The following is a 23475-nucleotide window of genomic DNA, read 5'->3' as shown; positions in this document are numbered from 1 at the left end:
CTCAGAAAACCCTGCATCAAGACTCGTGAAGACCTCAGAATCATCCACGCGTGATCGCTCAGCGACGTACGCTTCACAAGGGGGTACGCTGCGCCCAGTCGATATGCACGAGGGCGCCCGCAATCCGGGCGCGCGCCTCGACATGGACTGGGTGAGCACCCTCCGGGTGAATCGTAGTGCGGTCGAACGTCGCGCCGCTACGCTCGGCACACGTCGCAGTGTCAAGAAGGAGTGGCAGGCGGCTTGGCTCCTCAAGGCCATTACCCTGATGGATCTGACTACCCTCGCGGGTGATGACACGGAGGAAAGAGTCCGTCGCCTGTGCGCCAAAGCTCGTCAGCCTGTCCGCCGGGATCTCTTGGAGGCGATGGGAATGCCCTCCGACGCGATTAGGGTCGGAGCTGTCTGCGTCTACCATCAAATGGTACCCGCAGCCGTCTCAGCGCTTGCGGGATCCGGAATCCGGGTCGCGGCTGTGTCGACCGGATTTCCACATGGACTGAGTCCCATCCCACAACGCATCGCCGAGATCAAAGCATCTGTGGCGGCTGGGGCCAGGGAGATCGATATCGTCGTGACTCGGGGGCACGTCCTGACCGGGAACTGGCAGGCGTTGTATGACGAAGTGCGGTCCTGCCGCGAAGCGTGCGGCGATGCACATATCAAGACGATCCTCGCGACCGGCGAACTCGCGATGCTTCGAAACGTCGCCAAAGCGAGTCTGGTGTGTATGATGGCCGGCGCTGACTTCGTAAAGACGTCCACAGGCAAGGAACGTGTGAACGCGACGCTCCCGGTAGGACTCACGATGGCCCGCACGGTGCGTGCTTATGCTGAGCGGACCGGGTATGCGGTCGGATTCAAGCCTGCTGGTGGAATCCGAACCGCGAAGGAGGCCCTCCTCTGGCTCCTCCTGATGAAAGAGGAGCTCGGCACCGGGTGGATGCAGCCTGAACTGTTCCGTTTCGGCGCATCGTCGCTCCTCGGCGATATCGAACGTCAACTCGAGCACCACGTGACCGGGCGCTACTCCGCCCACAACCGGCACCCCCTGGCATGAGCAAGGTCGCAGAGGTCTTCGATTCGCTGGAGTACGGCCCAGCCCCGGAAGCAATCGGTCAAGCGAACACGTGGCTGGACGACCACGGGCGAGCCTTCGGTCACTTCATAAAAGGGGAATGGACGGACGCGTCGGCGGGACCCTCATTCGACGTGGCCAATCCGGCAACGCGTGAGACCATCGCCAGAGTGGGACAAGCCAGCGACGCTCTGGTCGCCGAAGCTGTGGCAGCGGCACGGGCTGCGCAGGCGGGTTGGTGGGCGCTCGGCCCCCATGGGCGCGCTCGGTACCTGCACGCAATCGCTCGACGCATCCAGAAGCATGCCCGGCTATTCGCCGTCCTCGAAACCATGGACAACGGGAAGCCGATCCGTGAATCCCGCGACCTCGATATTCCGCTCGTAGCCCGGCATTTTTACCACCATGCTGGGTGGGCTCAACTCATGCCGGACGAGTTCCCAAACTCAGAACCGGTGGGGGTGATCGGACAGATCATTCCTTGGAACTTCCCGCTGCTGATGATGGCCTGGAAGATCGCTCCGGCCCTAGCGATGGGTAACACACTCGTTCTCAAGCCGGCCGAATTCACTCCGCTGTCTGCCCTGCTCTTCGCGCAGCTGTGTGAGGAAGTCGGTCTTCCAAGGGGAGTGGTGAACATCATCACTGGAGATGGCGCGACCGGTGCAGCCATCGTGGCCCACGACGATGTGGACAAAATCGCGTTCACGGGCTCGACGGATGTGGGGCGCATCATTCGAGAAGCCACCGCTGGCAGCGGAAAACGGCTCTCTCTCGAACTCGGCGGCAAGTCGCCGTTCTTGGTGTTCGAGGACGCGGATCTGGACTCAGTGGTCGAAGGTGTAGTCGACGCGATCTGGTTCAATCAGGGCCAAGTCTGCTGTGCGGGCTCCCGTATCCTGATCCAAGAAGGCGTCGCCGCGGAGTTGGAGCGCAAGCTGAGGGCGCGCATGGAGACGCTTCGTATGGGGAACCCGCTCGACAAGGCCGTCGACATGGGGGCCATCGTAGCCCCTGTCCAACTGGCGCGAATCGAGAGTCTCGTCGAACAGGGGCGCTCCGAGGGCGCCCAGGTGTGGCAGCCGTCTTGGAGCCCACCCCGCGAAGGCTGGTTCTACCCACCGACGCTGTGCACCAATGTGGCCCCTTCGAGCACGCTCGCTCAGATCGAGGTCTTCGGCCCCGTTGCAGTCCTGATGACGTTCCGAACGCCCGCCGAGGCCGTTGAACTGGCCAATGACACGCGGTACGGCCTCGCGGCCTCCCTGTGGTCCGAGAATATCAATCTTGCTCTCGATGTGGCCCCGAAGATCAAAGCGGGCACCGTGTGGGTGAATTGCACGAACCTCTTCGACGCGGCTGCCGGATTCGGTGGATACCGAGAGAGCGGCTACGGGCGGGAAGGCGGTGAGGAAGGGCTCCATGAGTACATGATGCCGACCTGGGAGCGCGACGCGCCGGAGTTGCAGAGCCTGCCCCCGACAGACGGGAGCCCCGCCGCGGCGGTCGAGGGAATACCTCCTGTCGATCGCACCGCGAAGCTGTACGTGGGAGGGAAACAGAGCCGGCCCGACGGAGACTCCAGCGTCGCGGTATACGGGCATGACGGGTCCTTCCTAGGAGAGGTCGGACGGGGGAACAGGAAGGACGTCCGGAACGCTGTGGAAGCCGCGAGCGAAGCGCAGGCGGGCTGGGCGAGTCGCACCGCCCACAACCGAGCTCAAGTGCTGTACTACTTCGCCGAGAACCTCCAAGTGCGCCGCGCCGAGTTCATCGACGGACTCGCAGCGTTCTCCGGGGACACCGACGATGCGTCAGCCGAATTCGATGCATCCATCGAGCGGCTCTTCGTGTACGCCGCTTGGGCAGACAAATGGGAAGGACGCGTGCACCACACGCCGCTCCGGAACGTGACGCTGGCCATGAAAGAGCCGATGGGCGTCATAGGGATCACGGCCCCTGCTGAGCGTCCCTTGCTCGGGTTGATCTCGGGGATCGCTCCAGCCATCGCCGTTGGGAACTCTGTCGTCGTGCTGCCGTCGGAACGGGCGTCGTTGGTCGCGACGGACCTGTATCAGGTCATGGACACATCCGACGTCCCCGCCGGAGTGATCAACATCGTGACAGGTCCACACGCGGAGACCCTCCCGACGCTCGCCGCTCACGACACGGTCGACTGCATGTGGCACTTCGGCAGCCAAGAAGACTCCAAGACCGTCGAGGCCGCTTCCACCGGCAACTTGAAACGGACCTGGGTGAGCTACGGACGCGCCCGGGACTGGTTCGACGCGCACCAAGGCTACGGAGAGGAATTTCTGCGTGAGGCGACCCAGGTGAAGAACATCTGGGTTCCCTATGGAGCGTAGCTAGCGACGCCTCAAGTAGGCGTTGCGCGGCTCACTTGGGATCATCAGGTAGATCTGCTCCCCGGGCGAGACATCCACCCTGTTGGTCTCATAATCAGCGCCGGCTAGAAACTCCATCCGTACTCGGATCTCGTCGAGTCCTCTCCAATCGACCTGGAAGGTCCGCTGAGCATTCCCGCCAACCTGACCGAGCAGCATTCTGCCTCGGGTCGTGAGCGAAAAGAGCCGAACATCGTTGAAATTCTGGTTGTCGACGTTGATTCGAATCTGGGAGGGAGCTGAGCGTTGTCCATTGAACGGATCTTCACTCGAGCGGGAACCACACCCGCTCAAGACCGCAAGCACAATCAGAACGGCGCCCCGAAAGGTCAAACGTCCGGTGGTGGTAAAGCTCCGCTGCATACAACCCCGCAAGGAAGTGTCTCGGTTCAGATTCATTTACGGTGCCATCCACTCCTCATTCCGGCAACCGTAACCATAGGACGACAAAGAGGGGGCGACGCACACAGCGCCGCCCCCTCGTCGTTGCCGTCGGGTCGGACTACGCGATCAGCTTGCTCGCGTCGATCGGCTCCATACCCAGCTCCCGCAACAACGCGTTGAGTCGGGCCAAGTCCTGCTGAATGACAAGTGTCATTTGCCCGATCTCTACGTCCAACAAGTCCGAAAGTGTGTCGAACACTTCAACGGACTGATCCGTCGGACGATTCTCCGCACCCTCAACGTGGTTCAGAAGTGCGGCGATTTTGTTGTTCAGCTTGATCGGATAGTTGAGCGGATCCTGACCCGAGCGATTCTGGATCTGGTAGATCTCACCCTCAACGCTCGTCAATCGCTCAGCAACCGTACCTGCCAACGAGGCCAGTTCTGCGTTGTCGTTCTCTTCGGTACGATCGTCAATCTGTGTCTTGATCGAGCGCATTTGCAGAACCGCCTCATTGGCCTGCGTCACACGATCCCGAATCATGATGGCGAGATCATGTCGCGCCTGGAGATCCGCCACAGTGACACCTTCGGCGAGCACCCGCGGGTTCATCTTGATCTCGAACTCTCGGCTCTGGGTTTCGCCGTCCACCGTCATGTTGACCTGATACTGACCCGGGACTACGGCCGGGCCCACAGGGCCAGCCGCCCAGAAGATGCGACCTTCGAAGTCGGTCCAGCTAGGAAGCCGCTGGTTCCACCGGAACGTTTTCGAACCGGCTGAACGAGAAGGTCGAATGGTCCCGGAGAAGCCACCGCGGCCACCCCCACGACCACCTGCCGCCGCTTCCACCGGCTCGTCATCGTCGCCACCGGCGGTTGATGTGAAGATGATGTCACCGTCGGAATCCATGATTTCTACGGTGATCTCATCCGCTGCTTCCGGCAGGTAGTACTGAACGGTGGTGGCGTTGTCGAAACCGCGCACCGGGTCCTTCGGATCGAAGAGCCACCAGTCGGAGGTGACGACCTCAGGTGTCATCTGGCGAAGAATTCCGATGTCCCGCATCACCCAGAACGACCGTCCGTGTGTCCCGATCACGAGGTCGTTGTCCTCGACCACGAGGTCCGAGACCTGCACGACGGGAAGGTTCTGGCTCAAAGGCTGCCAGTTCTCTCCGTCGTTCCATGAGACGTATACAGTCCTCTCGGTCCCCGCATACAGCATTCCGGGCCGTACGATGTCTTCCCGAGTCGCGCGCACGAAGTCGTCGTCCGGGATCCCGTTCGTGATCTTGGTCCAGTTCTGTCCGTAGTCCTCGGTCTTCCAGACATACGGGCTCCTGTCGTTATCCACCAAGTACCGAATACCAGACACATAAGCCTTGCCCGGTGTGTGCGGCGACGCCTCGATCGTGTTTATACGAACGAAGTCCGGGGCGTCCGGCGGAGTGACGTTCTCCCACGTCGGAGCGTCGCTCTGGGCGTTCCGGGTCACGGAAACGTACCCATCATCCGAGCCTGCCCAGATCACGTTCTGATCATGGTGTGACGGAGCGATCGCGAAGACGGTCGCGTACGTCTCTACACCGGTCTGATCCAGCGTGATCGGTCCACCCGACGGCCCAATGGTCATCGGATCCGCACGGGTCAGGTCACCACTAATGGCATCCCAGCTTTGACCGTCCGTAGAGGACCGCCAGACCTTCTGCGTCGCCGTGTACACGATCCCGGAGTCGTGATTGTCGAAGACGATCGGGAAGGTCCACTGGACGCGCTCCGTGATGTCTTCCGCGGACTGACCCATGGGGTTGTCAGGCCAAACGTTGATGGCCCGGGTGATGCCGGTTCGGTAGTCGAACCGGGAGAGCGCACCACCGTACGAACCCGCGTAGTAGACATCGGGGTCATCCGGATCAGACGCGATGTATCCACTCTCACCACCGCCGACCGCGAAGAAATGGCCACCGCCCCCACGGCCACCGGCCGCGGAAAGGTGGTTCCACCCACTCGACGGCATACATGCCGTCGAGTTGTCCTGCTGGGCACCGCAGATGTAGTAGGGCTCGTGGTTCGTGGTGGTGACCCGATAGAACTGCGATGTCATGAACTGCTGGTCCGTCCAACTCTGTCCACCATTAAAGGAGACGTTTCCGCCACCATCGTTGGCGTTGATCATCCGGTCCGTATCCGACGGAGCAATCCACACGTCGTGGTTGTCTCCGTGCGGCACGCTGATCGAACGGGGGAAGGTCGCTCCGCCATCTTCCGACTTGTAGAAGCCGGTGTTCACGGCATATACGACGTCTTCGTCCTGAGGGTCCGCATAGATGCGGCTGTAGTAGAAGGCACGCTGCCTGAGCTTCCGCTCGTCGTTCATGTACTCCCACGATTCACCACCGTCGTCGGAACGGTAGACACCACCGGCTTCCTTGTGCTCGATGATCGCCCACACGCGATCAGAATTCGCACCTGAAACGGCGAGGCCAATCTTGCCGATCGGCGCGTCGCCGAGCCCAACATTCGCAGTGATGTCAGTCCAGTTGTCGCCGCCGTCGGTGGACTTCCAGATTCCGGAATCCATACCGCCTGAGCTCATCCCCCAGCTCTTGCGCCAAGCTTCCCAAATCCCCGCGTACAGGACATCGGGGTTGTTGGGATCGACGACTAGGTCGTTCGCCCCGGCCTTCTCGCTCTTGAACAGCGTGTGGTCCCACGACTCACCACCGTCGCTGGTCTTGAACACCCCGCGCTCCGGATTGTCCGCGGAGTGAACGCCCCAACCTGCAACCCAAGCGACGTCGCAGTTGTCCGGATGGATCCGAATTCGCGCGATGTTCTGCGTTTCGCGAAGACCGATATGCGTCCACGTGCGACCTGCATCGGTCGACTTGTACGCGCCATCACCCTGCTGGATGTTTCCACGAATCTGCGTCTCACCCGTGCCGATATATACGACATCGGGGTCCGACTCACAGACGGCTACCGCACCAACAGACGAACTCGTGATCTGCCCGTCTGTGACGGCACGCCAGTTGTTTCCACCGTCCGTGGTCTTCCAAAGTCCACCACCGGTCGCGCCGAAGTAGTACTCCATGGGGCGAGCATCGCTACCCGCCACAGCTGTGGAACGTCCACCGCGAGCGATGCCGACGTTTGTCCACCGAAGGCCGTCGTAGATCTCTTCTGGGAATTCCTGTGCGTCCGCGGGCACGATCCAAGTCGGGAGCACGACCGCAAGGCCGAGCACTGTGCGCGCGAGGAGCCGAACGTATCTGCTCATCGTTTTGATGCCTGATTTGTGGGTGTTCGAGGGGGGGGCGTCGGTCCGGGAACGTCAGCGTAGAACAGCTGACAAAAGGAAGCAAGACAAGCGGGCCATAACAACCCAAGGAGACCAATAGCCGGCGGTGAACCTCCCGTCAGCGTCCGATCAGCTTCCAGACCAAGCCCACAAGCGAGGAACTGATGACGACCGCACCCTCCGGCATCGTCCCGTCCCCGACACTATCGTCACCCGCCTTACCATCGTCGATCGCGAGAGCCGAAATCGCGAGTGAAACGGCCGCGCTGGTGATGACGAGGCCTAGTGCGATGCTCTTGCCCGGGGAGGACTCACGCAACTCCACAGAGACCGCGCCGTCCCGTGCCACACGGAAGGTGTCGAACTGGATCATCCGGCTGAACGCGGTCAAGTCGCGACGCGTGGTCGAGGCCAAGACGATGGTATCCCCCGCTTCGAGGACGACTCCCTCGACCAGGACCGTCTGCGCCGCAGCGTTGCGATCAGCGACCGCAGATTGAAGCGGCACGGTGACCCGAGCCACCGTTCCCGGCTCGGGAGTTTCAACCGGTGTGTAGGTATAGCAACCCGCGAGGACGATTGCTGCCGTTAGAACCATCAAGGTGGAAGTCGACATTAAATCTCGACCTCGATAATGCGGGTGAGTTGACGGTTGAACATGTAGACGAACGACCATGGGGTGCCGGCGAAGACGCCGCCCGACTCGGAGACCAGGCTCCTGTTATCGACATCCACACGGACGTTGAGCTCGTATGCCCCCTCCTCCGGAGGCAAAATCAGCACCAACCACTGCCGGTCGATCGCGATGTTGAACACCGTATCGATAGGCAGTGTGTGTCGGACGGTGTCCGAAACGAAGACCGTCACGCCAGTTACGGCGTACTCATCCACTCCAGCAACGAACTGCGTGGAGTAGATGACATTCACCTCGGTTCCGGTTTCCCCATCCACTTGGAAAAAAATGTGATTCGGGGTGGGATCTTCGAACGCTCCGCATCCGAAGGCCACAACGAGCGCCACGAAACCGAGCGCGACGAGAGCTTTGTGTTTCATCATCTGATATCTGCAGGTCAGTGACTGAAAAAGACGAGGCGCACCCGCACACAAGGTACGGATGCGCCCGCCTTTCTCTACCCCTTAGCGGGGATCAACCACCGCAGCCGAGGCCGTTCAGGTGGCAGTTGGCCCGAATCTCGATGATTGAGATCGGAAGCATCTCGCCCGGACCGGACGATGTAACAGCCAAGTTAGACCAATCCGACGCTTGGATACCGAAGCGGTACATGTCCCCGAGCCGGAGCCCCTGGAGCATGACGTTCACACGACGCGTGTGCTTCAGCATATCCATGTTCGAGATCTGGCCGCTGAACAAGGTCGACCCGTCCATGGAACGGATGTGGTTGATGTGCTCTGTGAATCCAGCGTTGTTGCCGCCGGCGAGCGCATTTTCAGCCAAAATCAGATGCATCAACCGAGTGGAGGACACCGTCATGGGCTCATAAACGCCACCCTTTGACAGATAGTTTCCACCCTTCCACTGGTTGAGAATCCTGATCACCGCAGGATCCGCGACGTTGTCGATCGGATCCATGAGAGCGATGCCGTTGATGTCGTTCGCGGCATTAACCGTCACGATCGAAAGATCGATCTGGTTCTCTTTCCGGTCGTTCACCCAGCTCGCCATCGAGTTGCTGACCGTGCCGCTGGAGTACGTAAGGTTGTACGTCCAGTCAGCCGTCGCGCCACCCGCAGCGGCAATCACTGCGTTAGCGTCAGCCGCGGCAGCTGCCGCGTTGACGAGTCCGTTGCCCGAAGGCGACGGGTTGATGGCGTCCCAGATCGCACGCGACTGATGCGCGCGCGCACGTATCGCCATCGCCCTCATAGCGAGGTCAGCGTCACCGACGGCATTCGCACCGGACACCGCAGCGTCCAGGCGCGAGATCGCACCGTCGAGAACCTGGAACATGTTGGCCGGGCCAACCGGCGGCCCGTCTTCGGTCTTGTCGGAGAACGCAAAATCCTCCTGCGTCTCACCGATCAACATGTACTGAATGCCGGAGTACAAGTTGGCACGGGCCAAATCGTAAGTCATGGCCGTACTCGGGCTCTCCGCGACATGCCCGGCGAGAATCTCAACAGCCTCGTCACTCATCCACCGGGCCTGCCCCAAAGCTGGGAACGGACCGTCGATGAACTCATTGAGAGGATCGTCTACAAATCCCTGGTCCAGCGAGCCCCACGCATCGCGTGAGCCGATCCAGTACAACTCGTCAGATGCGACGAGGTACGGCTGCCAGGACTGGGAAATCGACGATGATACTAAAGCCAGTGACCCGTTCACCACGGCAGATGCTGCGGCTTCGTTACGAATCGAAGCCTCCACCAGGTTGTTGGGATTGCTGACGTCCAGCAGATCACAGCCGGTGAGGGCCACGGTCGCTGCAAGCATCACCGCGGGAGCTTTCAATTGCTTAATCATTAGTCGTCCCCCTTAGAACGTGACGCGAGTGGAAAGTGTCAGCCGACGTGGGATCGGGATCCCCCACCCTTCGGTCGAATCGAGGAAGTTACAGTTGAGTCCGCCGTTGCAGCGGCCGAGGACGTTGCCCTCGGGATCCATGCCCGTGTAATCACCAAGCATGAACATCTTCAAGTTCCGCGCACCGAGGTTGACGGTGGCGGTGGACAGTCCCCAGCCCGAAACGATGTCGGCCGGTACCCGGTACGTGAGCGACACCTCACGCAACTGGATCCAGCTGGCATCGAAGACGCCGTTCATGCCTGACATCGGCGACAGACCTTCAACTTCACGAGCCCACGAAACAGCCGCGTCGAGACGGGCCTGCGCGGACGATGCCGGGTTCTTCATGATCGACTCGAGCTCAGCCGAGCGCGGCGTGTTGCGGCCGATCACGGAGTTTGACCGACGGAACATACCCGACAGATCCTGCACCTGGTGACCAAACTTGTACTCGAACAAGGTGCTTAATTCGAAGTTGCCTGCGAAGGACATGTTGAAGCCGGCAGAACCAGCCCAAGAAGGCGACGGCTTGCCGAGATACGACTCGAGCAGGCCCTCTCCGCAGTTATTTGAAGCGAACTGACCGTTCGGATCACCGAACGTGTTGTTGGATCCGTCGTTACCGATCGCGAGCGGCTTGAAACTGCTCGGGTTGACCGGGCCCGCAAAGTACGCGAGCGCCTGGGCCAGCGACGGCTCCGTGCAGGAACCATCGAGGTTCAACGGAATCGCCACGTCCGCAATCTTGGCACCGAAGAACGCACCTGGTGTGGAACCTTCGACGAGGTAGTTGCGGTAGCGCGGGTACGAACCACCGGTCTTAAGAGCCGGTGCTCCACCCATGCTGGTGATCGTTTCCTGCAGGTACGCCGTGTTCGCAAACACGTTGAGGGACAGGCTCTCACTCTGGATCAGCGCACCACGCAGGCTGATCTCGACGCCCGAAGCCTGCATCTCACCAATGTTATCCAGCTGCGTCGACGTGAACCCACCCGTTACCGGGAACTGACGGGCTACGAGAGCGTCTGTCACCTTGCGGTTCCAGTACGTCATGTCGACCGACCACTTGTCGTTAAAGAGGCCGATCTCGGCACCCACTTCCCACTCTGTCGAAACCTCAGGCCTCAGGGCGGAGTTACCCAAGTTGCTGGGACGAACGCCAGGACCCTCAGCCGACGGCTGCGGCGAAAACGTGGTGAACTTATCAAAGGCGCCCGGCTGGAGGCCGGACTTACCCAGCGCGGAACGGATACGGAACGTCGAGACGGTCTCGCTCGTCCAATCCAGTCCCTGGCTGGGAACGATTGAGACGGAAACCTTCGGGTAGAAGGCCGTCTCAAAGTCTTCACCGAACGCGGAGTTGGCATCCCAACGTCCACCGACGGTCAAGAATACCCAGTCGTCCCAACCAAGCTGATCCTGCAGGTAACCACCAATCTGCGTCACACGGAGCCAGCTCTCACTGGAACTCTCCGACGCGAGAGCGGACAACGTCTCCAGGCCGGGGCCCGGGAAGTCGCGGCCACCACCACCAGCGCTCTGGCGCTGACGGATGAAGCCCTGTCCCCCGAAGAGAAGCGTGTTCTCCCACATGTTGGTTTGGAAGGTGTGAGAACCCTTCAGGTCCGTTGTGATCTCGCGGCTACGATTCTCCCGCACGGTCCGGCTACCATCCGGTGTAGAGCCACTGAAGCCATCGACGTTCCACGCGTACGGACGGAACGAGACAGCATCATCCGACGTGAAGTCGATACCGAACGTTCCGTCGAGACGGAAGTTGTCGGTCGGCGTGAAGCCAATGTTCGTCGAGCCCGCAAAGTGCTGCGAGTTCACGAAGTTCAGCTGGTACATGTTCTCACGACCCGTCGCAAACGCCGGGTTACCGTAGTAATTGTCGGGGGTCGCGAGGCGCAACTGCGTCATGAGCTGCGAGGAGAACACACCGTAAATGTTGTTCGAGTTGTCCGGCGTGTGGTGCTCCATGTCCGAGAAGAGCGTCGAGACGCCGATCCGGATTTTGCTGTTCGGGATGATCGTGAAGTTCGAGGTGACCGAGGCTCGACGATTCGAATCCGTCTCCGGCTCAATACCTTCCACGACCGGGAAGTTCTTCGCAGCGTCGAACGGACCATCTTCATCCGTCAGGCGACCCGACACGAAGTACTGGAAGGCATTCGAACCACCCGACACGGAGGCCGAGTAGATCTGGCCAAAACCGGCGCCGAGCATGTCAGGAATGATGTCTTCCTGGAACGGCTCGAAGAGCTGAACGTTACGACCCCAACGCGCGGCAATCCGCGCCTGGTCTGCCGCGCTCTCTGCAAAGTCAGCAACAGGGAGGATGCGGTTCGTCGGTGCGACGATGTTCGACCAGTCGGCCTGAGCCGTGAAGCGAGGCGCACCTGCGCGGCCACGCTTCGTGAAGATCTGGATCACGCCGTTAGATGCTTCCGTGCCGTACAACGTGGCAGCAGCAGCACCCTTTAGGATCTCGACCCGCTCGATCGACTCGGGCGGAATGTCGTCCAGACGGGAGGGCGAACCCTGTCCGTTGAACGACTGCACCGCCGAGCGATCCACGCGGATACCGTCCACATAGATGATCGGCTCGTTGAGCTGCGAGAGCGACGCGGAACCACGGATGCGGATACGCGCACCCTCACCGGTATAACCGGACGAAGGAAGCGACACTACACCAGGCTCACGACCCGCGATCATCTGACTGAAGTTCGCGATCGGAGCGTTATCCAGGGCGGAAGCGTCGATCGTGGCAATCGTGTTACCGAGCTTACGCTTCTCGGTAGCCACTCCAGCACCTGTAACGACGATCTCGTTGAGCGTGATGGCGGTCTGGCTTAGACCAAAATCGGCTACCGAAGACTGCCCAGCGGTCACCGTGACCGTCAAAGCACCTGAGCGATACCCTACGAGGTCAGCTGCAAGCGCATGCTCGCCGGCTGGCACATTGAGAAGCAAAAAGCGGCCTGCGGCATTCGTGAGGGCACCAATTCCGGTGCCCCCGATGTATACCTGGACCGCCTCGAGCGGACGCTGCGAAGCAGCATCTTTCACCACTCCGACAAGCGTACCCGTTGTTTGGGCAGCTACCGGAGCTGGTGACCATCCGACGAGCGCTGCAACCGCGAGCGCTACACCGAAGGTAAGGCGTGCTGACGTTGGACGCGTCATTAGTTTGTCCTCCCTTCTTGAGGTTGGGACTTAGCGAATCACCCTTACTTCTATTCTATGTACAACAGGAGCGCGTCCACGCTCCTCAGGGTGCAGTGTTACTTCTTTCTCCTACCAAACACAAAACACCACGGACGTAACAGCCCCGTGACGCATATGTTCACATAACAGTAGGCTGACATCGGCGAAGGAGCAACGCTTTGAGGCACAAAATCGTCCAATCGACTTTGGGGCCTTCAGGGCGTGGTTACGGCGTCAGTCCTCCACGCGAGCGACGCACTCGATCTCTACATCGCAGAATTTGGGCAGGGCTGCGGCCTGCACCGCGGCCCGCGCCGGGCGATGGTCGCCAAAGTGTTTTGCGTAGACCTCGTTCATCTCCGCAAAAGTGTTCATGTCGGAGAGAAATACCGTCGTTTTTACGACGCTATTGATGGAAGCACCGGCGGCCTTGAGTACATGCTCAAGATTCCTGAGGCACAAGTCGGTCTGATCTGCGACAGACCCAGTGTTCTGCTCTCCGGTCTCCGGGTCCAGCGGGATCTGACCGGAACAGAAAACCCATCCGTCAGAGACGATCGCCTGGGAATATGGACCGATGGCGGCGGGGGCGTGCTCAGTATGGACTCGCTTGAGTTCCGGCATTAATGGCTCCGTGATACGTGGGATGAATCAGATTTAGGTGATGGCGCGGGCCGCAAGCTGGCTCCGCAATTCGTTGGGCGAGACCGTAGCAACGCCCGGCTTTCCTACCTCGATCGCTGCTGCGTGGTTGGCGAGGCACGCCGCTTCCTCAATAGAACCGCCGAAGGCGAGGACGAGGGCAGTCAGAGCGGTAACCGTGTCCCCTGCTCCAGAGACGTCATACACGCCTCGCGCGACCGCTGGGACTCGTAAGGACTCCCCCTCCGCCGTCTGGAGGGCCATGCCCCGCTCCCCCATGGTGAGAAGGAGGTTCTGGCATTCCAGCCGGCTTCGGACGTCCTCCATCCATGCTGGGTCATCCGGATGAATGAATTCTCCGAGCGCGTCTTGGAGTTCATGAGCGTTCGGCTTGAGCACCGTCGCCCCCTGAAATCGAAAGAAATTTCTACGCTTGGGGTCGACGATCCAGGGAATACCGCGCACCGCCGCGACCTGCCGCACCGACTCGATCACAGCTGGAACGAGAACTCCCTTGTTGTAGTCCTCGACCACGATCGCATTAACGCCCCGCGCCAAATCGGTGATTCTGAGAACCAATTCTGACGCGACTTCCGCGCTGACGTCGTCGTGCGATTCGACATCAAAGCGGACGATCTGATGCTGACCTGCGAGGATACGAGTCTTTTCGGTGGTCGGCCGGTCACCGTCCCGGACTACGCCGTCCACACCTACCTGAAGAGCCGTTAGCGCCCCACCGAGAAGATCAGCAGCGGGATCTTCACCCACACAGCCGACGACGCTGCAGCGTGCACCGAGCGCGGTGATGTTAGCCGCGACATTGCCGGCTCCCCCGACGGCCGACTCGGACGTATCCACCCGGACAACGGGAACCGGCGCCTCCGGAGAGACCCGATTCACGTGGCCCGATACGTAGCGATCCAGCATCAGGTCGCCTACGACTAGGACCTCGATGTCGGGGGCGGCCGAAAGGAGCGCCTCTAAGCGGTCCGGACTCACCCCTCCCAGCGCCCGCGTCCGCGGCCCTCAAGTGTGAGCATCGAGTAGGTATTACCGTCAACCGCGAGTAACGCGTCCTGCAGGTTCACCGAAACGCATACGTGGTTGGGAACAATCCGGACCCTGTCTCCCACACTCGGGACCCAATCTGTCCGTGAGAGATCCAGAACACCGTGCTCTTCTGATAGACCTGCTACCCGAACCTCGGGCCGATCCAAGAGTTGGCCGTAGCCGTCACCGACCCGGCCTTCTTTCGCCAGTGCCTTGGAACCGGCATCAACGACTGCGTGCCCGGCGACCGCGGTGCTCACCACCGTAGCCAACACGGTGTAAGCAATGTCGTCTGGGCCGGCACACCCAATGTCGAGTCCTTCGCGATCATAGTAGATGCACGACCCGGATCGAACCTCGGTGAGGTGGGGCATGTCGTGGCTTCGATACAATGTCGGCGTTGAGCCGCCGCTCACGATCTCCGGCGACAAGCCCCCTTCTTCGAGAGCCCGGACCGTCTCAGAGAGAAGCGCAGATACCTCTGCGATGGGCACACCCTGGTCCGCCTCAGTCATGCGGATCTGGCCCGGATAGAACATGATGCCTCGAAATTCGACCCCGTCCAGTTCAGATGCGAGACGGGCGACTTCGAGAACCTGCGTTGAGGACTGAAGTCCCACTCTACCCATGCCCACGTCACGCTCGACCAGAACGCCCACAGTTCGGCCGGCTGCAGCTGCGGCCGACGCGAGACCTCGCAGAACCTCCTCAGAGTCGAGGGCCACCTTGAGATCGAGAGATGGACTGAGCTGAACGAGCCGGCGAAGTTTCTCGTCTCCGACCGGCGGGTAGGCGAGAAGTATGTCGTCGGTGAGCGTGGACATCACTTCGGCTTCTCGCAGTGTAGCGACCGTTAGGCCTCGAGCGCCTGATTCTAGCTGGATCCCGGCAATCTGAAGTGACTTGTGCGTCTTGACGTGCGGACGCCACCCCAAGCCGTGCCCCGCCGCGTATTCAGCCGCCCGAGCAGCGTTTGCCCGGACCCTCTGAAGGTCTACATACCCTACCGGAGTTTCGATGCGCTCTGGATCTATCAGACTCAATTCAGAGCGTCCTCAATGGCCTGAAAGAAGGCGGTGTCCGTCTCACTCACCGGGCCATACTTCATCCAAACCAGCGTGCCTTCCCGATCCAACAAGAACGTCGCAGGCAGTCCCAGGATCTGGTAAACCTCCATGCCGCGCATCTGCGAATCGTGGAGGATGGTGTACGACACACCGTACTCCTCTACGAACATCGCCACCTGGTCCGCGGCGTCCCCCGTGTCCATCGACACACCGACGATCTCGAATCCCCGTTCGTCGTATTCCTCGAACAGTTCCTGGAGAAAAGGAGTCTCGAACCGACACGGTCCACACCACGTGGCCCAGAAGTTCAGCAGCACCACCTCGCCCCGCAGAGACTCGAGCGAGACTGCCTCGCCGGCGAGCGTCGTCGCAGCATACGCCGGCGCCAGGTTCCCCATCTGAGGCATTGCCGGCATCTCGGACGCGGCGCACGCCGCAGTCGCGAGCACAGCACCGACCATCATGATCCTCTTCAGCCCCATCATCGTCTAATGCTCCAAGACCAGTCGCGTGAGTCGAACCATTGGTGTCTCGGCAGACGCGTCTGTCCATGCGACCACTAGGCTACCATCGGGTGCTTCGGCCATTCTCGGGAAACCGCTGGCTCGGGCAGACGTCGAGTTCGACACGACGACGGGATCTCCCTGCGCACCGTTTCGATCGTACCGACGGAGTCGGACTTCCGCGGCCTCTCCCCCGGTCCGCTCCAACCACGTTACGAACAGGCTCCCGTCAGGCCTGCCCAGGACGTGTACTCTCCCGGCCGGATTTCCGTCATCGACCACGAACGGCTCCCCAAAGGTCGCCCCATCATCATCGGAGAACGCGACCTTCACATGTGGGACATCGTCAGCGGCGGTAAACCAAGCGACCGCTAGATCCGAACCTGCCATGGTCGCTGCGGGACCATTCACTGGACAACCGGCGATGTTCCAACCATCCGAGTGGACCGGCATTCCATCGGTCCACGCCCCATCGATGTTCCTCGTCACGTAAATGTCCCGGATCTCGTCTTCGCTTCGGTCACGGTAGACGACGATGGGGCCCGAGGGTGTCAGCGCTGCGCTCGTCTGGCAGCAATCGCAGACCCGCGCGTCGAGGAGCGTCTCTGGGCCCCGGGTGCCGTCGGCATTCGCCGTGCGCCAACGCACAGTCATTTCCTTGGTCGCTAGGCTTCCGTCCGGACCTTCCACGGACTGGCGACCGTCGAGCCAAGAGAATCCGATCGAACCGTCCATTGCGATCGCGCTCACAAACCCGTGTTCCGTGGGCGTACCGTCTTCGTGCGGCGTCCAAGGCGCAGACCACGTTTCGCCGCCATCTCGTGAGTTCACGATGCGGACCCCATAGTCATAACCGCCCGCTTCCCCTCTCTGCAGCCAATGCGCCCACAGGGTGCCTTCGGAGTCCGGGGTCACGGAGGGGAAGTCGGCCCAATTCACAAAGAAGCCATCGCTCTCGGCGACCACAGAAGGCTCACTCCAGTCGTCTCCCACGAGTTGGGCGAACATCAGCGCGTTCGACCCTTCACTGGTTGGCTCCAGCCAACTCATGAACACCCCGTCCTCTGACGCGGACAGAAATGGCTCGCCGCTGCCATCACCAGCGGGCGATGGGAACTCTACACCGGCGTCCTCCGGCATGGCCCGCGACACATCCGCGCAGGACGCTAGGGCACATATGATGGCCGTAAAAGAAAGGGCTTTGTTCATGACAGCGTACCTAAACAAGAGGGTCTAACCGGTAGGGATTACAAAGTAAGGCACGGTGCCTGCTTGCATACCACTCCGGAAGTGGGGAGAATCTGGATCAGGTTCCCCCTGCAGGTCAACGAGAGTGGAACGGCCGGGGTACTCTGAGGGTTTACGGACGAAGGCTTAAGTAATGGACTGGTGGGTTCGAAACTCTACATGTGTGATTCGGCCGACGCCGATCGTCTAAGTGATCGGGTGGTGGCAATTCTATACAAGGCGATGATGACGATGGACTTGACGAAGCTCGCGGGGAATGTGTCTCGGGCGATACTCGGCGCCACGCTGGCACTGGTGGTCGTTGGCGCTCTGCCCCAACCGGGAAGTGCTCAGTACTTCGGACGAAACAAAGTCCAATTCGATGATTTCGACTTCAAAGTCTTGAAGACGGAGCACTTCGACTACCACTACTACGACATCGAAGAAGAGGCGGTGCTCGACGCGGCCCGCATGGGTGAGCGGTGGTATGAGCGACTCGCTCGGTCGTTTCAACACGAGTTCGAACAGTCGAAGCCTGTCATCTTCTACGCCGACCACCCCGATTTCCAGCAGACCAATACGCTCTCCGGTTCGATCGGCGAGGGGACGGGTGGTGTTACGGAGTCGCTGAAGAATCGAGTGATCATGCCCATGACCGGATCCTACTGGGATACCGATCACGTTTTGGGCCATGAACTCGTCCACGCCTTCCAGTACAACATCGCTCAGTCGCGTCGTGGCGGAGGCATTCAAGGCCTCATGTCGCTGCCGCTCTGGTTGATCGAAGGCATGGCAGAATACCTCTCGGTGGGTCGAGACGACCCACTCACGGCCATGTGGATCCGAGACGCTATTCGGCGGGACGAGCTCCCGACAATCCGCCAGATGACCCGAGAGTCGCGCTTCTTCCCCTACCGGTTCGGTCAGGCCTTGTGGGCCTACATCGGCGGAACGTACGGGGACGACGCGGTCATTCAGATCTATCGCCGGTCCCTCCGTGTTGGCTTCGAGGGCGCGATCGAACAGGTGTTGGGCCTCTCAACTGACACACTATCCGTTCGCTGGACGGAAAAGGTCGCCGAGGAATACCTGCCGATCATGGAGGGGCGGAACGCTCCCGCGGATGACGGCAACTTGATTCTCGCGCCGAGTACCGGTTCGGGTACCACCAATATTTCCCCGTCAATTAGCCCCGATGGCCGCTACGTCGCCTTCCTATCCGAGAAGGACCTCTTCTCGGTCGATCTGTATATGGCGGAAGTCGCGACGGGCCGGGTCATTCGAAAGCTCTCCAGCGCGAGTTCGGACCCGCACATTGAGGCTCTTCGTTACATCGATTCGTCAGGCACTTGGTCGCCCGACTCTCGACAGTTCGCCTATGTAGTCTCGGCCGAGGGCGACAACCAGATCGTGATCACGAACACCGACAACGGTCAGGTACAACGTCGGATCGCCTTCGATCAAATCGGAGCAGTGTCGAATCCAGCATGGTCACCGGACGGCCGGTATCTGGCGTTCTCCGGCTCTGTCGGCGGCATCAGCGACATCTTCATGTACGACCTTGAGTCCGACGAGATGATCCAGCTCACGAACGACAAGTTCGCGGACCTGCAGCCCACGTGGTCTCCGGACGGAACGACGATCGCGTTCACGAGTGATCGTGGGCCCGAGACCAGCTTCGAGCGGCTGACGTACAGCGCCTTTCAGCTTGCACTACTGGAAGTCGCCACGGGCCAGGTCCGAATTCTGCCGGTCTTCGGGAACGTGAAGCACATCAATCCGGTCTACGGTGCCGGTGGTGAGAGTCTCTACTTCATCTCCGACCAAGACGGCGTCTCCGACGTCTATGAACTGAGTTTTGATAACGGCGACGTCCGCCGCATCACGAACGTCGCGACCGGTGTGAGCGGCCACACGTATATGTCCCCGGCGATGTCGATCTCACCGTCTGGGCAGCTCGCCTACACCGTCTTCGACGAACTCGAGTTCCACATCTACTCGAAAGCAATCGACGGATCGGCTCCCGTCGTTGATATCGTCGCGAACGCGAGAGACCAGTTGGGTCGGAAGCTCCCGCCCGCGAATCCTGATCGGTTCAGTCGGATCGCCACCTACCTAGCCGACGCCGAGACGGGCCTCCTGCCCTCCTCCACGTATGACGCGGAAGACGCCGAAGAATACGAATCGGAGATGTCGTTGGACTTCGTCGGCCAGCCCTCGCTAGGCGTCGGGACAGATAGCTACGGCAACTACGCCTCCGGCGGAGCGTCGGCCTATTTCAGCGACATGCTCGGTGACAAAATCCTTGGTGTTGCCGTTCAGGCTCAGGGCACGTTCAAGGACATCGGCGGCCAGCTCTTTTATGCAAATATGGCCAACCGGTGGAACTGGGCGCTCAGTGCGGGACGCATCCCTTACCAGATGGGATTCTACGACTTCGGGTTTGATCCGAGGCTCGATGAAGCGGGAGAGCCGATTTTAGATGCTCAAGGAAATCCTGCGGTGCGCCAGTACACCGGCCTCGTGCGGTACCGCATTTTCATATCATCGACGTCGGGCCAGGTGTCCTATCCGTTATCTGGGAATCAGAGGTTCGAAGTCTCTCTCGGGATGACGCGGTACAGCTACGACATCGAGCTCGACAAGTATTTCTCAGATGCCTTCGGGCGCATCGTCGACTTCGACCGTCAGGGCCAGAACGATCTGTGCAACAACCCCGGGGATCGATTTTGCTCGCCGGATCCTCTAAACATGGTGCAGGCATCTGCCGCCCTGGTCGGAGACAACGCCTCCATGGGCTTCGTCTCACCTGTTCGCGGCGGCCGATACCGCTTCGAGGTCGAGCAGACCTCGGGCACCGTGGACTTCACGACGATCATCGCCGACTGGAGGCGCTACTACAGCCCGACGAAGAACCTCACTATCGGCGCCCGTGGTATGCACTACGGCCGGTACGGGCTGACATCGACTGAGAACCAGTCGGACGGCTTTGGGCTGCTCAACCCCCTGTTCTTGGGTTATGAGACGTTCATTCGAGGCTACTCGTTCGACAGCTTCAGCAGTGAGGAGTGCGGCGTACCCACCGGCGGTAACAGTAGGTGCGGGGCTTTCGATCGCCTGCTCGGCCAACAAATCGCAGTCGCCAATTTCGAATTCAGAATTCCCTTCTTAGGCGTCGAGCAGTACGGGATCATCAACTTCCCGTTCTTGCCGACCGAGCTGGTCGCCTTCGCCGATGCGGGGATGGCATGGGACGCAGATAACCCGGCAACCCTCGAGTGGAGCCGCGACCCTGCGAAGCGGGTGCCGGTGTTCTCGACAGGAGTCGGAGCCCGCTTCAATGTGCTCGGCTTCATGATCCTCGAAGCGTACTACGCCTACCCCTGGCAGCGGCCGGACAAGGGGTGGCACTGGGGATTCAACATGGCTCCGGGCTGGTAGAAAACCTCCAATTAACAAGAGAGCCCCGGGCCGCGATGTTGCGGCTCGGGGCTCTCTTGCGTTTGGGGCGCTCGTGCGGCGCTAGAAGATGCTCAGACTGATGTACTTGTTCGGGTTTTCCCTTAGGTCCGCGAGCAGGTCAGCGAGGGTCACCGCTGACGCGTTCATGTTGTCGTACAGCGACGTGTCATGGACGAGTTTGCCGAGGGTACCTTCTCCGCGATCGACCTTGTCTAAGATCGAACGGAGGGAGGCGATTGTTACGTCTAGGGAGACGCTGGTTTGGTTGAGTGTGGTCATGATGGAGTCGGCGCGGGCGATGGCTCTGGCTACGTCCGGGCCGGCTGCGGCCGCGTCCTCCAGGCCTTCGGCCGAGCGGCGAAGCGTGGCAGTCAGGCCTGAGAGTTCGCCTCTCTGTTCGTTGATGACCTCTGACATGCTTGAGAGCAGAGTCTCGAGCTCACGTGCGCTTCCCTGCACCGATCCGATGGTCTGTTCGCTGAGGAGGGTCTCGATCTGGGTCAAGACGGTACCGGCCTGACCGCTCAGCTCGTCCATCGAGCCGAGAATACCGCCGGCTCCTCCCCCCTCACCCGGGATCGTGTCTCCGGGGGCATGGAAGGTCTCCGCGAAAGTCGGGATCACCTCTACCGTGCGACCGCCGAACATACCGGCGGCGGCGAGCTTGCTATTCGACCCCGTGGGAATCAACCACTCACCCTCGATTTCGAGCCGCATGGAAACGTTTCCGTCCTGAAGCATCTCAAAGTGATTCACTCGGCCGATGTTGACTCCGCGCATCTGGATCGGGTCACCTCGTCGTACACCGCCCGCGTCGTTGACGATCGTGTTGATCATGTAGCGGCCACGGAGGGACGCGGGGCTCGTCAACATGAAGAGGACGATCACGAACGAGAGCAATCCCCCAATGACGAAGACGCCAAGTCGGGCTTCACGACCACGCCGTACGTTCGGCACATGGTCGTCGAGGTCTTGGTTTGTCGGCGCGCCGCGGCCGCCGTTCGGAGTCGCATCAGTCATGTTAGCACACCAATATCGAGAGCAGCTTCTGCAGCCTCACGGTCAACGAAAGCCTGCACGACCGGGTCAGGACTCGCCCTGAAGTCGGCGGGGCTTCCGCAAAAACGAAGGGTACCGCCGTCAAGCAGGGCGACCCGGTCACAAATCAACAAGCCCCCTTCTACGTCGTGCGTGACGAGAAGTGAGGTCACTTCGAGATCCTTCGATAGCCGCTGGATAAGTCTCTCGACGGCAGCGGTATTGATGGGATCAAGCCCGGTCGTGGGCTCATCCCAGAGGAGCACTTCTGGGCGACCAATGATCGCCCGCGCAATTCCGACTCTCTTCTTCATGCCGCCAGAAAGTTCGGACGGAATCTTCGAGAGGATCTCTCGTGGCTCGAGGTTCACGAGTTCCAGCGCTTCCCATGCGCGTGACGCAGCCTCGGCCCGAGGCAGCTGAGCCAGTTCGTCCTCCGGGATCCCCATGCACACGTTGTCGAGCACGTTCAGCGAGTCGAAGAGCGCCGCATTCTGAAAGACGTACCCGACCTTTTCTCGGATCGTCTGCAGCGCCTTCGCCCCGTCCCTGTAGCCCGACAGCCCGTCGACCTCGACGTCGCCCTTGTCGGGGATGACGAGCCCGATGGTGGTCTTCAGCAGCACGCTCTTTCCGGTACCGGACGGACCGAAGAGTGCGAACATCTCGCCTGACTCTACGCGCATCGACACGCCGCTGAGCACGGGAAGATCAAACGCTTTGTGGATGTTCTTGTATTCGATCACGAGTCGGCCCCCATCAGTTCAGCATGAGCGGCGGGAACAGCGCGTCGAGAATCAAGATGGTCAGCGTCATGAACATGACGGCCTGGGTCGTCGTGATCCCAACGCCCTCGGCTCCACCCTTGGTCTTCAGTCCCATGTGGACGGAGATCAGCGGGATCGCCAGACCGAAGACAAGAGCCTTCGTGAGCGAGTACAGAAGATCCCAGCTATGCCAGAAGAGCCTCGCTCCGTAGAAGAACGACTCGACTCCCAGACCCACGTCCAAGTACGCGGCGCCGACACCGGCTAAAATGCCAATCATATCAGCGATCCCAACGAGCAGCGGCAGCACGAGAATTCCCGCAATCACCCTGGGAGCAGCAAGGATCGCGACAGGATCACGACCCAACGACTTGAAGGCGTCGATCTGTTCGGACACGACCATAGTGCCCAGTTCCGCGGTGATACGAGCCCCGATCCGGCCGACGAGGACAATGGCCGTGAGCACCGGGCCCATTTCCAGAACAACCGTCTCTACCACAAGGCTGCCCAACACGTACGCGGGCATGGCGCTCGTCATCTGGTAGCCGCCCTGCTGGCTGGTCACGATGCCCGCGAGGGACCCCGTAACGAGCACGATAGGCAGACTCTGGACCCCCATGATGTACATCTGATTCAAGATCGACCGCATGGAGACCTTGAGACGCACCGTGGCCCGGATGATCTGCCACGAAAGTAGCCCCAGCCCACCGGCATGTTCGAATGTCACTCTGGACACCCGACCCACGCCTGCAAGCCAGTCAATCATGAATCCTGGGAGCGGGAGAGCTCCAGAAGCTGGGCGGTTCACCGTCAG

The 23475-nt window shown here is 60.6% G+C and carries 17 protein-coding genes; 3 read left to right on the top strand and 14 right to left on the bottom strand.

The genetic code is table 11. The features are described from left to right. The first annotated feature begins 25 nt into the window (after positions 1-25). Together deoC and P8L30_00620 are read left to right on the top strand one after the other, a co-directional pair. On the top strand, positions 26-1060 hold the full coding sequence (gene deoC / locus P8L30_00625; GenBank protein MDG2238709.1) for a deoxyribose-phosphate aldolase: 1035 nt from the start codon (positions 26-28) through the stop codon (positions 1058-1060). Then, positions 1057-3444 carry an aldehyde dehydrogenase family protein gene (locus tag P8L30_00620; GenBank protein ID MDG2238708.1) on the top strand — a complete coding sequence of 796 codons (2388 nt, stop codon included), beginning with the start codon at positions 1057-1059 and terminating at the stop codon, positions 3442-3444. The genes deoC and P8L30_00620 overlap by 4 nt, the downstream gene beginning before the upstream one ends. On the opposite strand, the gene P8L30_00615 is transcribed toward P8L30_00620, so the two are convergent. From P8L30_00615 to P8L30_00565, 11 genes are all read right to left on the bottom strand, one after another. Next, positions 3445-3882 (bottom strand): hypothetical protein, encoded by a 438-nt coding sequence (locus P8L30_00615; GenBank protein ID MDG2238707.1) that lies wholly within the window; start codon positions 3880-3882, stop codon positions 3445-3447. Between the two features lie 103 nt (positions 3883-3985). Next, positions 3986-7150 carry a hypothetical protein gene (locus P8L30_00610; protein ID MDG2238706.1) on the bottom strand — a complete coding sequence of 1055 codons (3165 nt, stop codon included), beginning with the start codon at positions 7148-7150 and terminating at the stop codon, positions 3986-3988. Between the two features lie 139 nt (positions 7151-7289). Beyond that, positions 7290-7787, bottom strand: a complete 498-nt coding sequence (locus P8L30_00605; protein ID MDG2238705.1) for a hypothetical protein — start codon at positions 7785-7787, stop codon at positions 7290-7292. Then, on the bottom strand, positions 7787-8227 hold the full coding sequence (locus P8L30_00600; GenBank protein MDG2238704.1) for a hypothetical protein: 441 nt from the start codon (positions 8225-8227) through the stop codon (positions 7787-7789). The genes P8L30_00605 and P8L30_00600 overlap by 1 nt, the downstream gene beginning before the upstream one ends. A 91-nt stretch (positions 8228-8318) precedes the next feature. Beyond that, the gene (locus P8L30_00595; GenBank protein ID MDG2238703.1) at positions 8319-9653 is read right to left on the bottom strand and encodes a hypothetical protein; all 1335 of its coding nucleotides are present in this window, start codon (positions 9651-9653) and stop codon (positions 8319-8321) included. 12 nt (positions 9654-9665) lie between these two features. Beyond that, a complete protein-coding gene (locus tag P8L30_00590) occupies positions 9666-12884 on the bottom strand; it encodes a SusC/RagA family TonB-linked outer membrane protein (GenBank protein MDG2238702.1) in 3219 nt (1072 codons plus the stop codon). A 255-nt stretch (positions 12885-13139) separates the two neighbouring features. Further along, entirely contained in the window at positions 13140-13529 is a 390-nt protein-coding gene (locus tag P8L30_00585) for a Rid family detoxifying hydrolase (GenBank protein ID MDG2238701.1), read from the bottom strand. A gap of 33 nt (positions 13530-13562) precedes the next feature. Beyond that, on the bottom strand, positions 13563-14546 hold the full coding sequence (locus P8L30_00580; protein MDG2238700.1) for a PfkB family carbohydrate kinase: 984 nt from the start codon (positions 14544-14546) through the stop codon (positions 13563-13565). After that, positions 14543-15640: an alanine racemase gene (locus P8L30_00575; protein MDG2238699.1), complete on the bottom strand. Its 1098-nt coding sequence runs from the start codon at positions 15638-15640 to the stop codon at positions 14543-14545. Before P8L30_00575 ends, P8L30_00580 begins: the two co-directional genes overlap by 4 nt. After that, a complete protein-coding gene (locus P8L30_00570; protein ID MDG2238698.1) occupies positions 15637-16149 on the bottom strand; it encodes a TlpA disulfide reductase family protein in 513 nt (170 codons plus the stop codon). The genes P8L30_00575 and P8L30_00570 overlap by 4 nt, the downstream gene beginning before the upstream one ends. A 3-nt stretch (positions 16150-16152) precedes the next feature. Continuing rightward, positions 16153-17376: a sialidase family protein gene (locus P8L30_00565; GenBank protein MDG2238697.1), complete on the bottom strand. Its 1224-nt coding sequence runs from the start codon at positions 17374-17376 to the stop codon at positions 16153-16155. Positions 17377-17556: 180 nt separating this feature from the next. Here P8L30_00565 and P8L30_00560 point away from each other — a divergent pair, with 180 nt between their 5' ends. Then, positions 17557-20835 carry a BamA/TamA family outer membrane protein gene (locus P8L30_00560; GenBank protein ID MDG2238696.1) on the top strand — a complete coding sequence of 1093 codons (3279 nt, stop codon included), beginning with the start codon at positions 17557-17559 and terminating at the stop codon, positions 20833-20835. Positions 20836-20916: 81 nt separating this feature from the next. On the opposite strand, the gene P8L30_00555 is transcribed toward P8L30_00560, so the two are convergent. The 3 genes from P8L30_00555 to P8L30_00545 are packed head-to-tail and all read right to left on the bottom strand — an operon-like array spanning position 20917 to position 23427. After that, a complete protein-coding gene (locus P8L30_00555; protein ID MDG2238695.1) occupies positions 20917-21876 on the bottom strand; it encodes an MlaD family protein in 960 nt (319 codons plus the stop codon). Beyond that, on the bottom strand, positions 21873-22640 hold the full coding sequence (locus P8L30_00550; protein ID MDG2238694.1) for an ATP-binding cassette domain-containing protein: 768 nt from the start codon (positions 22638-22640) through the stop codon (positions 21873-21875). Before P8L30_00550 ends, P8L30_00555 begins: the two co-directional genes overlap by 4 nt. Positions 22641-22653: 13 nt before the next feature. Then, entirely contained in the window at positions 22654-23427 is a 774-nt protein-coding gene (locus tag P8L30_00545) for an ABC transporter permease (GenBank protein ID MDG2238693.1), read from the bottom strand. Positions 23428-23475: the final 48 nt, after the last annotated feature.

This window comes from Longimicrobiales bacterium (assembly GCA_029245345.1).
Lineage (GTDB): Bacteria > Gemmatimonadota > Gemmatimonadetes > Longimicrobiales > Gaopeijiaceae > CALFPJ01.
This window is presented reverse-complemented; position numbering and strand designations above follow the sequence as displayed.